Here is a 13,515-nt window from a genome sequence, read left to right as displayed (position 1 = left end):
GACTTCCGGCCCTAGGGCCGGAAGTCTTGTCTCAGGTCAACGAAACGCCGTTAGACCTGGCCGGTGACCAAGATGACGCTGGTGTCGTGAGTCTGAGCCTCCGCGGAACCCACGATGCCGATAGCGACATCGGCGCGGGTGCCACCGGTAGCCAGCAACTGAGCCCAGGTGACCAAACCTTCGGCATCAGCGGTACGGTCCAGAACGTTGCTGTACAAACTCTGGATGTACTGGGCATCGCTCAAGTTACCCAGGCTGGCGAATTCGGCAGAACCGAGGAAGCCGTTAGCGATGGCCTTGAGATCACCGCCGTTGCCAGCGAACGCCTCAGTCCAAGCCTGAGCACCACTGGCATCGGCGTTGCGATTGAACAGACCTTCGTACAGCCGCAGAACAGTCGCTTCGGACTGCGACGACGCAATAGCGACAGAGCTGGTGCCCGAAGTATCCGTCACGAACTGCACGTTGCTGAGCGTCACGGTACCCGTGCTGCTGGTCAGTACCACCGAGTTGCTGGTCGAGGTCACGGTGTAATCCGCCAGGCTTCCACTGACCCTGACCACATCGTAGCCGGTACCAGCGTCCACGATGTCGTTGCCATTTCCGGTATAGATCAGGTCGGCGCCGGCACCAGTGCTGACGGTGTTGTTGCCACCATTGAGGATGACGACATCATTACCACCAGCAGTCGTGATCTTGTCATTACCCGCGCCAGCATCCACCAGGGTGTTGACGTTATCGGTCACGGCAATGATGTCATTGCCCGAGCCGCTGATAATCGCGCGATTGATACCACTGGCATCGACGGTGGCCTGAGTGGTGACGGCGTTGCCCACGGTGAAGGTGACGTTGGCGGCCGAGTTGATCAGGAACACCGAGGCGTTCGCCAAGGTCGGGCCAACCGGAATGTTGACGTCGGTCCCAGCAGCACCAGCCACATCCAGGGAGACGAATTCAGGAGTCTGCAGAGCGCCAGTGACCGGGTCGACGGTCAGGCTCAGCGACTTGCCGTTGTAGCCAGCGGCAGTGACGGTGGAGTTGGACACGTCCAGGTCCAGGAGGTCGGCAATGACGCTCTTGGTGGTGACGTTCAGCGAAGTGGCGGCCAGAGCAGTAGTGAAAGCAGCGGACGTAATGGCGGCATCGTATTGCATGAAAAGAATCTCCTAGGTCGCGCGTCAGGTGGTGACTTGCGCGGGATGAAGCGGGATTTGGGTGAGATCTTCCCTGGGAGACTGGTAGCGGGCAGCGTTCATCTCGATGCGGGGGGTGATCGATACATGTAGAGCGACGAGCTTGGCCTGCCCCTGTTGGGCAGTAACTTCCTGGCCGTCCACGAGGTCTTGCGGATCACATCCGGCAAAGACCGCCTGGGCATCCAGAACGTATTCGGCGCGGCGTGGCCCGACCAGGGCCATGGCCACCGCAGTGATGGGCGCGCGCTTGCCGCGCGAGCCGGAGAAATTGCCGCTGAGCACAGCGGGCTGCAAGACATCGGCGACCTTGCAGCTGTAGGCGATATCCACACCCTGGGGCTTGTTCGGCCAGATGATGGCGAAACCTTCGAGGCGGGCTTCCTGTTCGGTATTGCCCACCCACTCGTGGGCCTTGACGTCCCCTTTGGCCTGAACATGACCGAGGAGCTCGAGCAGCAGGGGGCTGCCATGCCGCTCGGCCCGCGCTGCCGATTCCAGCGCCTGGCTCGCGACGACGGGAGCCTGCTGCTGTTCGGGACGAATGATGTCGACGGAGGTATCGATCCGATCGACGCGCAGGTCGACCTTGCGTACCGGCAGATCGGCACGCTGATATTCGGTGATGAGCAGGGTGCCGGCGCCGTTCTTGACGCGCACGATCAGGGTGTCACCCAGACGGGAGAGGGTATTGCGGACGACGGTTTCGCCTGGAAAGAAATCGACCGAGCTCTTGCCGATGGGGGCAGGCTGCAGGCTGATGAGGCAGGGCTGCTCGGCGTTGTCCTGGGAGGCATATCTGAGGATATACATCCCGGGCTCGAGAGTGAGCAGCCGAGTCTTGAAGGTGAAGGGTGAATCATCCATAAGATCCATTCGTTCGTGACCGATGTCCTTGGAAGCCCAGGATGAACGCATCTGGGCCTTGGTCAGGTGCCAACCCTATCACACATCTTGTGTGACCGCGCCAGCTTCTTGACGAGGTCAGGATAGAAGAAAATCACTCAATCTCAACGTCAAATCGTAGCCCAGGCACTACCGTTCGGTAGAAAAGTTCAATCGATTTGATAGCAAAAAGCCATAAAAAGGATCGATTAGCGCGCAAGTCATTGATTCCTAGCACCTAGATTCAGAGCTGCATACTAGACAGCTGTGCTAGGGTGCCTTCCTTTTGAGTTCACCTTCGCCATGCGCATTTTGCATGTCTTCAAGACCTACTTGCCCGACACCCATGGCGGCGTCGAACACGTCATTCGCCAGATGTGCCTGGCTACGAAAGGCTTCGGAATCGATCATCGAATTCTGACGCTCAGCAAGCATCCCGTTCCGGAACGCGTGGAGGTGGATGGCATTCCTATCCGGCGTATCAAACAGGATCTCGACCTGGCTTCGACGGGTCTTTCCTTGAGCGCTTTCCGGGTTTTCGCCGAGGAGACCCGTGCGGTCGACCTGATTCATTTCCATTTTCCCTGGCCGTTCATGGACGTCCTGCAGCTGGCGATACGGCCAGGCAAGCCCTATGTGGTGAGCTATCACTCGGACATCGTCAAGCAGCGCCATCTACTCAAGCTCTATTCACCGCTGATGCACGGCTTCCTGGGCAAGGCGGCCCGCGTGATAGCGGCGACCGAGCCCTATCGCCGGTCCAGCCCTACCCTACAGCGCCTGGGCAGCAAGGTAAGGGTGATTCCCTATGGCCTGGATCCAGCCAGCTATCCCGAGGCGGATCCGCAGCGCATGGCAAGCTGGCGCGGGCGTCTCGGACCGCGCTATTTGCTGTTCGTGGGGGTATTGCGCTACTACAAGGGGCTGCACCTGCTACTCGAAGCGCTGCAGGGGCTCGACTATCCGCTGGCCATCGTTGGCGACGGGCCGGAAGGCGAAGCCCTTCGCGCTCAGTGCGAACGGTTGGGCCTGAAGAACTGCCATTTCCTGGGACGTCAGAGTGAAGAAGACCTGGCAGCGCTATATGCCGGCTGTGAAAGCTTCGTCTTCCCCTCGCATCTGCGCTCCGAGGCCTTTGGCATGGCGCTGCTGGAAGCGGCCATGTACGGCAAGCCCATGCTCAGTTGCGAGATCGGCTCAGGCATGAGTGAGATCAACCTCAACGGGCGGACAGGGATCGGCGTGCCACCGGAGCCTGCGGCTTTGCGCGAGGCGCTGATGACACTGTGGGAGGATGCCGAGCTACGGACCCGCTACGGCCAAGCCGCCCGGGCACGCTTCGAGGCGCATTTCCGCAGCGAGATCATGGCCAGCAAGCTCATCGAGGTCTATCGCGAGGCCCTTGCCTGAGCAGGGCCTAGCGCCCTTGCAGGGCGAGGCGATAAACCTCTAGCGTCCGAGCAGCGCAGGCGTCCCAGGTGTAGTGACGAGCCCGGCGTTCGCCCTCTTCCACTCGCTGGCTCACAGCTAGAGGATCGTCGAGGACTTCGAGCATAGCCTGGGTTATGGCCTTGGAGTGCTCTGGATCGGCTTGCAAGGCCGCCTCGCCGACCACTTCCGGCAGCGACGTGGTGTTGGAGCAGATCACGGGACACCGCGCGGCAAAGGCCTCGATGGCCGGTAGTCCGAAGCCTTCGAACAGCGACATGAATACCAGGGCTGCCGCACTCTGGAGCAAGGCAATGACGTCTGCCTGCGGTAGATATTCCAGCCACTTGCCCTCTCCCCTGGCTTCCAGAGCACGCAACTCCTCGACCAAGACTTCGGCACGCCAGCCGTTGCGTCCTACCACGACCAGGGGATGCCGCTTGCGCAGTGCCTCCGGTAGTTGGGCATGGGCAGCCAGGACGGCCGCGAGGTTCTTGCGCGGCTGCAGCGTGCCGACGAACAGGAAGAAGCCAGGCTCCAAGCCGTGCCTGCGCAACACCTCCTGGCGCGTGAGCTCGGGTTGCCGAACGAAATACTGCGTATCGACGCCAAGCGGGGTGACATGGACCCGCTCATCCGCGATGCCGAGCAGCCTGACGATATCTCTCTTGCTATACTCCGAGATGGTGATGACCTGATCGGCCCAACCCACACTCTGATTGAACAGCCAGTTCTTCAAACGGCGCAGTTTGAGCGTGACCCATTCGGGATGGATCTGCGGAATCAGATCCATCACGCTGGCCACCATGGCGACATTCTTGAGCCGAGGGATATGGTGGTCGGGCGCGTGGAAAATATCGACGTCGCTTGCCAGGCGTTGGTCGACCTTGGAATCGGCACCCAGCAGCGCGTTCTTCAGGACGAACTTGGGGAAATGGGGCGCAAGGCTGACCGGCAGCCCGCACTCCAGCGTCGGTGTATGGATGCCGAAGGTGTAGGGCTTGACCTCGACATTTGCGACCGCGGTCAATCCTTTGGATAGCGACTGGGTATAGATACCGATGCCATCGAGATGACCTTTGGCTACACCGGAAGACCAGACCGTAGTGCCCAATCCGACTTTCAAGGCCGTCAACGAGCGCCCCCCAGGGCCGCGTAGAGATCCTGGAGCGTTCGCTCCAGAGTAATCAGCTCCCTACCCCCCACCACTTCGCGCAGGCGTGCATCACTGCCGCGGAGCGTGGGAATTTCATTGGCTCTTACAAAGGCCGGATTGACCCTGACTTCTATCGAATAACCCGCAATGCGCTCCATCATCTCGACGATGGTCCGCAGCGCCGTCGCGTTGCCGGAGCAGACGTTGACGGGGTTCGAACGGTAGTCACTGTCGAGCAACCCCAGATAGGCCTGGGCCAGGTCGCGGACGTCCGAGAAGTCCCGGCTCACATCCAGATTGCCCAGCTCGATCACCCGCTCGCCGCGGGCGAAATGACCGACGATCTTGGGGATGAGGAAGCGCTCGTCCTGGCCTGGCCCGGTGTAGTTGAACGGCCGGGTGAGGACGATGGGCAGACGGTCGTACCAGGTGGCGACCATGTGTTCCATGGCCAGCTTGCTGCAGGCGTAGTGGTTGACGGGCGCCGGACAGACCAACTCGTCGATCACCTCGATACCAGGAGTACCGTAGATATTGGCACTACTCGCGATAAGTACCCGCTGCGGTTGACGCTCGAGTGCGCCGAGCGCCTCCAACAAATTCAACGTGCCGAACAGGTTCACCCGGTAAAAGGCCTCCTGATCGGCATGGCCAACAAAGGCCAGCGCCGCCAGATGGATGACCCAATCCGGTTGCGCCTGCGCCACGGCGGCAGCGACGGCCGCCTTGTCGGTGAGATCGCATGCCAAGGTGACATCCGCATAGGTAGTACCACTACCGAATCCGACTACCTTGAATCCCCGCGCCTTGAGCGCCTGGATGAGATAGCGTCCTGTGAAACCCGATGCGCCTGTGACCAGAGCAGTTGGCATGCCTATCCCCTTGGTTAGAACGAGAAGCCTTGTTCGTTGCGACGCAGGTCAGCCTCGACCATCATCTGGCACAGTTGCTCCAGGGTAGTCTTGGGCTCCCAGCCCAGCTCACGCTTGGCCTTCTCGGGGTTGCCGATCAGCAGGTCCACTTCGGCGGGACGGTGGAATTTGGGATTCACGGCGACGATCTTCTTGCCGCTGCGAGTGCAGTAGCCCTCTTCCTTGTCCGCTTCGCCCTTCCATTCCAGCTGGATGTCCACGGCTTTGGCCGCCAGGCTGACGAAGTCCCGTACGGTTTCGGTACGGTTGGTGGCCAGCACGTAGGTGTCGGGCTTGTCGGCCTGCAGCATGCGCCACATGCCTTCGACGTATTCCTTGGCGAAGCCCCAGTCACGCTTGGCGTCGAGGTTGCCCAGCTCCAGCACGTCCAGTTTGCCCAGCTTGATCTTGGCGATGCTGTCGGTGATCTTGCGGGTCACGAACTCACGGCCGCGCAGCGGGGATTCGTGGTTGAAGAGGATGCCGCTGGTGCCGAAGATGCCGTAGGACTCGCGGTAGTTGATGGTCATCCAGTGGGCATAGAGCTTGGCCACGCCATAGGGACTGCGCGGATAGAAGGGGGTGCTCTCGATCTGCGGAATGGCCTGGACCTTGCCGAACATCTCCGAGGTGGACGCCTGGTAGAAGCGGATCTTCGGATTGACGATACGAATGGCTTCGAGCAGGTTCACCGGGCCAACGCCGGTGATCTCGGCGGTGGTCACCGGCTGGTCGAAGGACACCCCCACGAAGCTCTGGGCAGCGAGGTTGTAAACCTCGGTCGCTTCGGTGGTCTGCAGTAGGCGGATGCTGGCGGACAGGTCGGTCAGGTCGTACTCGACCAGGTGCAGGTTGGGATGGCCGGCGACACCGACCTCCTCGATACGCCAAAAGTTGACCGAGCTGGTACGGCGGTAGGTGCCATAGACCGTATAGCCTTTTTCCAGCAGCAGTTGCGCCAGGTAGGCGCCGTCTTGGCCAGTGATGCCGGTGATGATTGCTTTCATAAATGTACCTAAAGTCGATTGAACCCTAACTAGAACCTAGAACGCAAAGACGCCGTATTACAGGATACCTGTTGTTTCGGCAGCTTCCACGACAAATTCAGAGATCGCCGATGCCTTCTAGTTGGTCAGGAGATTTTTGCATGAAGGAATTAAGCTCTTGGGGAGTACCTAATACATGGACGTCTTCGACTGGTAAATCGAGAATCGAAATTTTCAGCCCTTGAAGAAGCAATTCTTGATAGAGCGGAGCAATATAACGCTCGCCTCGAACTAAGCTATCGGGCTTGGAGAAGAAGTTTTCATAGGCTTGAGAAAAATAATCTGCTCGCGCGAACCAATAAAGCCCAATCGAAGCGAAATCAGATATTCTTTTTTTCTCTGAAAATTCAATCGCCCATTGGTCTGAGCCAAGCTTCACAAAACTCCAGTGATCACCGGGGACCTGAAAACATGGAATCCATGCATCAGATCCTTCTCTAATTTGCTTGGGACCAAGAGAGGACGGCGTGACAAATGTATCGATATTGTACACGAGTAACGGCAAATCTACTCGCCAAAGATTTCTTGTCAGGTAGGCACTAGTTGCTTGTCCATCTGTAAGGCCATCCAGCTCAACTATCTGGACATTTTTTAAACCTAGACTGTGGCAGCGGCTAAGGACATATTCAGAAGACCTATTACTTTTCAAGCATACAAAAATCAGGTGACAATCAGGGGAGAAAAAATTTTTCAGCGACAGCATCGACCAATCGAACAGACTTCTACCATGCGCGAGTATTTCATATTTCGGCACCGTAAATCCGGCTTCGGTGAAGCGGGACCCTCGACCAGCCATTGTAATAACAATATTAATTGACATTTATGCCGCTCCTAGTCCTGACCTAACAAGGTCTGAATTTCTTCCTCGCTAAGGGAAAGAAATTCATCGGGCCGAATAGCGCGATCATCAATATAGAATCCGCGCCTCATAGGCCATGGTTTACCGAACAAAATCTCGTCATATGGCACCTCCCATTTATCTAACCATTCCAACAGAACGGGAGCAGTATGCTTGTTCAACAAACCAATATTGCCATTAAATGTTCGCATATTACGCGCGGTAAACAACAGTATCTTATAACCTTTACTCTTATACTCCTTGAGCTTTTCGATCATCGCAAGTTTTGGTTCGACGTCGGCATATGTTTGTCCTGCCGATTTAATCTCGCACAGCGTACCGTCGACATCCACTATCAAAACTCCATCTAACTCCTCTTGATAGCTATCCATATTCAATCTCGTCAAGTATTTTCCCAGACGTTACTAGGAAAGCCATTATTTTCTTAGGGTGATCTAGATGTAACGGCAGCATGGATAAGAATAATGATGCCTCCCCTAAGCGCATGACTTTTGCGTTGTAGCCTTGGGTCGCTATAGACTTCAAGAAAAGTTGTTTGAGACTCGACATATTGCCTTGATTGATTGTTAGCTTAAGAGCGCTCTCCTCTGTAAATCCAACTTCGAAAAGCCCATTGTTAATGAAATCATAATCACCCATGATGCTATGTGAAATCTTGCAAAGATCATAGAGCGGATGAGTCCAAATCTCGTCCTGGCTTATAGCCCCTTTGGGATCTATAAGCTTAAGCAAATAGCGCTGCTGATCGTACAGAATATTTGAAAAACATGGATCACCATGACCAACAACCAAATGGGCTTGTTCAAATGATTTTTGATGACGATGATACAGTCGAAGATAGCGCTCAACTTGACTATTCAACTCAAGATGTGGAGTAGCGCTCTTCACTAAATCATTTATGCTACGACCCCGCTCAATGGAAAGAAATTCTTCTGCCCTGTGCTTGACCTTGTCAACGAATAACTTTTTTGCAATTTTCGCAACGTCTTCTTTATTTTGTAACTGCTGCGGTCGAGACGCGAGAAAAAATAAAATCCGCTCAACAAAGGGCTCGAAAGTATCTCTTTCAAATGCTCCATGTACCCATTGCAATGCTGCGTCAGCAAGGTAGTAACGCATCATTTTATATGAGGCCCGCCCACCTTCGTCTTGATAATCAAACGGCTGAATCAGCCAAGGTCGCATAGACTCAGGAACAAGATTGTAAAAAGAATATTCGGCTAACATCTTGCGCTTATCTGTCGAGCGCTTCGTGTAAAAGAACGTATCTATCTGCACCTCGTTGAAGTGCCGAGTAGCCGTAGAGTCGCAGGTAAAGGACAGAAAATCTCTTATATTGGAAAGATCAAATGGCTCAATAGATTGAACTCGCTGAAAACCTTGCCATGCACGGTCCCACATGTGCAGCGGACTAGCTACGAAGGTTGACCAATTCTCTACCAAAAAGTGAGCATTTTGGAGGAACAATATTAATGGTTTATACAGGCGATCTATGAAATCCTCTTCGGCATAGGGCATTCGCTGCATGAGTTGATTCAAATACTGCAATTGGCGAAACCCTGCTCGCCCTGCCACTACGCAGACCGCTGTAGACTCGCTGCTTGTTTCTAGAGTCCTCCGCAACTCAGGGAGATCGTCCGCACTTCGCAAATGAATAAAGTTTTTACTCATCCAATCCGGAACAGCACTAAAAAAATGTCGAATAAGCGTTTTTCGCTTAAAGACAATTTCTCCGTATCGACGATGGCCAACTAAGTTCCTAACGTCACCGCTGACTATCTCGCGATCGTCGAATATTAGTATTATATTTTTCTGCTTATCTAGCATCTCGAGACCTAGATTCCTTTAGCCAAGTAGCTGTGCCAGCAAGCATCAGAAAAACGGACGCTAATAAGGCAAGCGCCAGTGATTGATGTAGCCCAAACACGCTCAATTGAGTATTAGATCCATCTGCTGAACCACCTAACAAAACCGAATAAAATAAACTGGCCATACTCGGCTCACTTGCTTCTATAACTTTCACAAATACAGCGATAGCCAGCATTTCAAGGGCCCAAACAAGAATAGTTAGCAGAAGAATACCAGACAACCGTCCTTCGACAGATTTGACGACGTCAGTTTCTAAAAGACGCAAACCATGACTAACCTTAAGGAGTGAAAGACCGTGGCTACTACGGCTCACCAATACGAGATGCCTATTAAGATAGACGAATACCTTTGAGACGGCGAACATTCCAAACAAACCAAGGAGACAAGCCGAGAGGAACACCATAAAAACCACACGCATTTCGGCTGGAACTTCAACGTTAAAAATATACAATCCAACAATGCAAACGACGAGTACAACAATGTCCGAGAATCGTTCAGCCAGCCAAATCGCCAGGGCTTTCCTTCTTCCACTATAAACATAGAAAAATCCCCCTAACCGCAAAAATTCACCTATTTTAAAAGGCAAAAAAGCACTTGGAAATGCGGTTAGTGCATGAGCCCCCATAAGTGGCAATGCCTTTTCTCTTTCATCCAACGTCAACAAAGACAGCCGTAACATACGGACACTATGCGAAGAAAAATAAAGTGCAATTATACAAAATAGCGCAAAAGGCTGCTCACTTGCCAAAAGATGAAGTATAGAAAATCCGAATAAAAAAAGCCACGCCGCAAGTGAGGCAAAAACAAACAACAAGAAGAAGCCCAATAGCGCGCGCTTATTCATGAGCATTTTTATCGTGCACAATCTTTCCGCTATAAGAAGAAACTACTTTGCTACGCATCTCTTCCTCAAAAAAAGCATTACCTTTAAACAGGCAGCCCCCAAGCAAACCTAGAACTTTGAAAGCCTGACGAAACAGTCTTACATTAGATGCCTGATCTTCCTCTCTCCAGCTAATTGGAAAAAAAGCAACATTCTGCTTGCGATGAAAGCTAGCCAACAGCATGACGTAGTTGAAAGTCAAATCATCAGGAAATTTTTTATAATAAAACTCTTTAAACGCATCCAATCTATACAGATTCAAACCAGACCCGAGATCATAGACTCGCCTGTTTGCCACTAATCCGAATAGCACATTATAGACCCTATTGCCGAGGGTGCGGAACCTCGAATATCCCATCAAGCGGCTACCTTTCATAAAGCGGGCCCCTAGCAAGCAATCCACTTTTCTGTGAGTCTGTTTTTTAAATGCAGGAATAAGGTCATGTATATCTGCCTGATCGTCACCGTGCAAAACAACCAGGTATTCGTAGCCTTCCTCCAAAGCATAACGGAAAGCTGCCTTGTGCGAGCCGCCAAGACCATAATTATCATCATTTTTCCAGGCGATGAATCTACAACTATTGATAGTTACGGCCGAATCTATCGCAGCTTGCAGGGTTCCATCTGGAGAGATATTATCGACAACGATAACGGTATCGATTAACGCTTGGACCTCAGCATCGAATTGACCGATCACTCTGGTAATCTGCGCCTGACAACGATAGGCGGGAATAAAAACCAGAACGCGTTCATTTCCTTTCATTTGATCCACTCAAGCCTCCTTAATGACTGTCTTAATCAAACCGCTAAGCCAGCGCATAAACAGAAAATTGGACAATAAATTAATTGGCGTGACTACTATCTTGGCAGTTATCGATGAATATGAAAGCCACATTCCACCCGCGAAGTATTCGGCCATAAAACCATCTACTCCCTGTATGATTTTAGAATAAAAAAAGATAGAAACAGCCTGCCAACCCCAGTACAAAATCAAGAAATAACGCCTGCGTTTAGAGGTCACCTTAAAAAGTGACTTTATTGACAGGAACCACACAAGCGTGACGCCTATGAAAGAAGACAAAATGTTGGCTGAAAAGGCAGACGCCAAGAAGACATGCGTTGCCACGAAATATGCCATGACATCACTAATCCACCCCAGCCCAGATACCAACACAAACCCTAGAATCAGTCTTATTTCTGGTCGCCACTCAAGTTTGCGCGCCAGTATCATTGCTCAGATACTCGCAAAATACTAACTTTGCGTACAGATAAATTGCCCTGACCATTATACCAAGCTCGTATTTCAAATTGCTCTATTTTGTTTTTTAGGGTAAACCGCTTTGCGGTGGAATTTACTGTGGTTAGAAAATTCCCCGAAGAGATCGTTAAATTTTTTTCTGGATCGTTGAATCTACCTGCATCCCAACGGCTTCCCGAAGCACTAGCGCTGTAGTCAATGGTCACTTGGTACTCACCCGGAGGAAGATCGATATAGGGTCCATACATTAGAAAGCCTTCACCGCTTCTACCAGCTACAGCGGTCCGCTCATGCTGTTCGGCGCCTCCTATGAGGCCAAGCACTTTATCTCCTTCAACTTCATATCGACGAAACTGCCCAGTTTGACCGAGAAAGCTATCAATTTTAGCCTGCATAAAATCGTTGAGGCTTTGATCAGAGTAAAACCAAATTTCGAGGTCAGTGCCCGCACAGGTGAATACCTGCTCAGGTTTTGGCAAGCTTCGACCTATTGTCTCGGGTAACAAATCGAACTGAGAGCGCGTACCTGAGCGATTCAAGATCGCAAAATTGTAAGGCTTCAAATCATAGCGCCCCCGATCCTTCAATGGACCCAGAGTCATCATATGAAAAAAAGGATCAGCGTTTTGCAGCACTGGTAGAATGTAAGGGGAAAAACTTGATTTATAGGAGACGCTACGAGCATTCCAAAAATCCGCGACTCCAGATCCTAGGTTTAAACCTTGCCTGGCAATCCCATCTATACAGCTAGCAACATAGTCAGAAGGCCCTTTTACCCCTTTCTTCACTAGGGTAGCGTAGTCCGGCTGACCACTGCTTACCAAGAGCGGCTTAAACGAAAGCACACCCAAAACGGCTATCAACCCTAGCGAAGATTGGATTGCTAACTGAGCGGTCTTCCTCTCGAAAGCATCACAAAAACTCAACTTTACGATCGATAGCAAAATTGCTAGAACAAGAGGGAAAGCGAAATACCGATAACCTGCCAAATCGAGGAAGCCACCTGAGGCAACGACCCCAACCACTGACACAGGAATGACTAAGCAGAGGAACGCGAAGCAAAGGAATAACTGCCATTGTTCACGTGGAAATTGAAAAACTAAAGCAGAGGCTCCATCTGATGTCTGTTTATTACTCAAAGACAAACGCCGAGCACAGTCAATTGACAGCCAAGCCATAGCCACAACAATTACTAGGGCCAAAGTAAAGGTGTAGAGATTATCTCTTCCAAATACTCCCAGGGTTGCGGCATATAGATATTTTGCCGCGACTAGGGCACCTTCAACAGTCATCGGAGCTCGACCGCTAAGAGCATCATACGAGATCAACAGGCGACTGACACCAGTCGAGAGCAAATGTCCAAGGCAAAGAGCGGCCAGAATTTTCGCCCAAACTTTCACCTTGGCTTTCGAGCGACGACTAATCAACATGCTCGTGAAGCTCATGATCACCATGGGCAATGTGAAAGACAAGATAAATATGGAAGTCGACACTGTACCGGCAACGACACAAATGGCCAATAGCAAGTAGTCAAAACCACGATCCCTCTCCACAATACCTAAAATTAGTGATAGCGCAAGAATTGGGAAGAGTAGTGCTGCAAAATGATTATTAGTGCTGTTAAAAAACAACCACATCCCTGAGTGAGAGGCAACAAATGTTAATAGTGCGAGCGATCCAAGTACTACCAATCTGGTATTAACAGAAAGATCAGGCTGCAATACTCTGGCAAGGCGAAGACAAGCCATGGCCAAGGTTATAGCCTGTATCACACAGACGAAAACGACCCTTAACGCTGGATTAGGCAGTAACCAGTAACCGATCGCGTAGCTGAGTACATCTGGAAAATAGGCAGGCGCAGGAGTTATTTTCCAGTCACGCCAGCTACCATTGTTCTGAAATATATCCACCATTACGCTATCCAAGAATAGCAAATCACTATGGAGATAAGTCTTAAACAACAGTAAAGACGATATTAATAAAAGGACAAACCAACCAAAAACAAGACGTAGCATTTGCATATCACC

The 13,515-nt window shown here is 52.0% G+C and carries 13 protein-coding genes; 1 reads left to right on the top strand and 12 read right to left on the bottom strand.

The features are described from left to right. Nucleotides 1–50: 50 nt before the first annotated feature. Entirely contained in the window at nt 51–1,154 is a 1,104-nt protein-coding gene (locus RCF34_RS14285; RefSeq protein WP_308708753.1) for a DUF4214 domain-containing protein, read from the bottom strand. 24 nt (nt 1,155–1,178) lie between these two features. After that, complete coding sequence (locus RCF34_RS14280) at nt 1,179–2,111, bottom strand: cell wall-binding repeat 2 family protein (RefSeq protein ID WP_308708752.1); 933 nt, start codon at nt 2,109–2,111, stop codon at nt 1,179–1,181. A gap of 270 nt (nt 2,112–2,381) precedes the next feature. Between RCF34_RS14280 and RCF34_RS14275 the strand changes: the two genes are divergently transcribed. Further along, complete coding sequence (locus RCF34_RS14275) at nt 2,382–3,488, top strand: glycosyltransferase (protein WP_308708986.1); 1,107 nt, start codon at nt 2,382–2,384, stop codon at nt 3,486–3,488. 7 nt (nt 3,489–3,495) lie between these two features. Here the strand turns inward: RCF34_RS14275 and RCF34_RS14270 are convergent, their stop codons facing one another. The 10 genes from RCF34_RS14270 to RCF34_RS14225 all read right to left on the bottom strand — a co-directional run bounded on the left by RCF34_RS14270 (nt 3,496) and on the right by RCF34_RS14225 (nt 13,509). Beyond that, a complete protein-coding gene (locus RCF34_RS14270; protein WP_308708985.1) occupies nt 3,496–4,632 on the bottom strand; it encodes a glycosyltransferase family 1 protein in 1,137 nt (378 codons plus the stop codon). A 5-nt stretch (nt 4,633–4,637) separates the two neighbouring features. Next, nucleotides 4,638–5,534 (bottom strand): NAD-dependent epimerase/dehydratase family protein, encoded by an 897-nt coding sequence (locus tag RCF34_RS14265; protein WP_308708751.1) that lies wholly within the window; start codon nt 5,532–5,534, stop codon nt 4,638–4,640. A gap of 14 nt (nt 5,535–5,548) precedes the next feature. Then, nucleotides 5,549–6,580: a GDP-mannose 4,6-dehydratase gene (gene gmd / locus RCF34_RS14260; protein ID WP_308708750.1), complete on the bottom strand. Its 1,032-nt coding sequence runs from the start codon at nt 6,578–6,580 to the stop codon at nt 5,549–5,551. Between the two features lie 97 nt (nt 6,581–6,677). Next, entirely contained in the window at nt 6,678–7,439 is a 762-nt protein-coding gene (locus tag RCF34_RS14255; RefSeq protein WP_308708749.1) for a glycosyltransferase family 2 protein, read from the bottom strand. 11 nt (nt 7,440–7,450) lie between these two features. Further along, nucleotides 7,451–7,849: a capsular biosynthesis protein gene (locus RCF34_RS14250; RefSeq protein WP_308708748.1), complete on the bottom strand. Its 399-nt coding sequence runs from the start codon at nt 7,847–7,849 to the stop codon at nt 7,451–7,453. Further along, nucleotides 7,842–9,305: a hypothetical protein gene (locus tag RCF34_RS14245; protein ID WP_308708747.1), complete on the bottom strand. Its 1,464-nt coding sequence runs from the start codon at nt 9,303–9,305 to the stop codon at nt 7,842–7,844. The genes RCF34_RS14250 and RCF34_RS14245 overlap by 8 nt, the downstream gene beginning before the upstream one ends. Continuing rightward, nucleotides 9,295–10,191 (bottom strand): hypothetical protein, encoded by an 897-nt coding sequence (locus RCF34_RS14240; protein ID WP_308708746.1) that lies wholly within the window; start codon nt 10,189–10,191, stop codon nt 9,295–9,297. The genes RCF34_RS14245 and RCF34_RS14240 overlap by 11 nt, the downstream gene beginning before the upstream one ends. Further along, a complete protein-coding gene (locus RCF34_RS14235; protein ID WP_308708984.1) occupies nt 10,184–10,993 on the bottom strand; it encodes a glycosyltransferase family 2 protein in 810 nt (269 codons plus the stop codon). Before RCF34_RS14235 ends, RCF34_RS14240 begins: the two co-directional genes overlap by 8 nt. 9 nt (nt 10,994–11,002) lie before the next feature. Next, the gene (locus tag RCF34_RS14230; RefSeq protein WP_308708745.1) at nt 11,003–11,368 is read right to left on the bottom strand and encodes a hypothetical protein; all 366 of its coding nucleotides are present in this window, start codon (nt 11,366–11,368) and stop codon (nt 11,003–11,005) included. A gap of 89 nt (nt 11,369–11,457) precedes the next feature. Further along, the gene (locus RCF34_RS14225; RefSeq protein ID WP_308708744.1) at nt 11,458–13,509 is read right to left on the bottom strand and encodes a hypothetical protein; all 2,052 of its coding nucleotides are present in this window, start codon (nt 13,507–13,509) and stop codon (nt 11,458–11,460) included. Nucleotides 13,510–13,515 lie beyond the last annotated feature (6 nt).

It is taken from the genome of Pseudomonas sp. 102515, assembly GCF_031085165.1.
Taxonomy (GTDB): Bacteria; Pseudomonadota; Gammaproteobacteria; order Pseudomonadales; family Pseudomonadaceae; genus Chryseomonas.
This window is presented reverse-complemented; position numbering and strand designations above follow the sequence as displayed.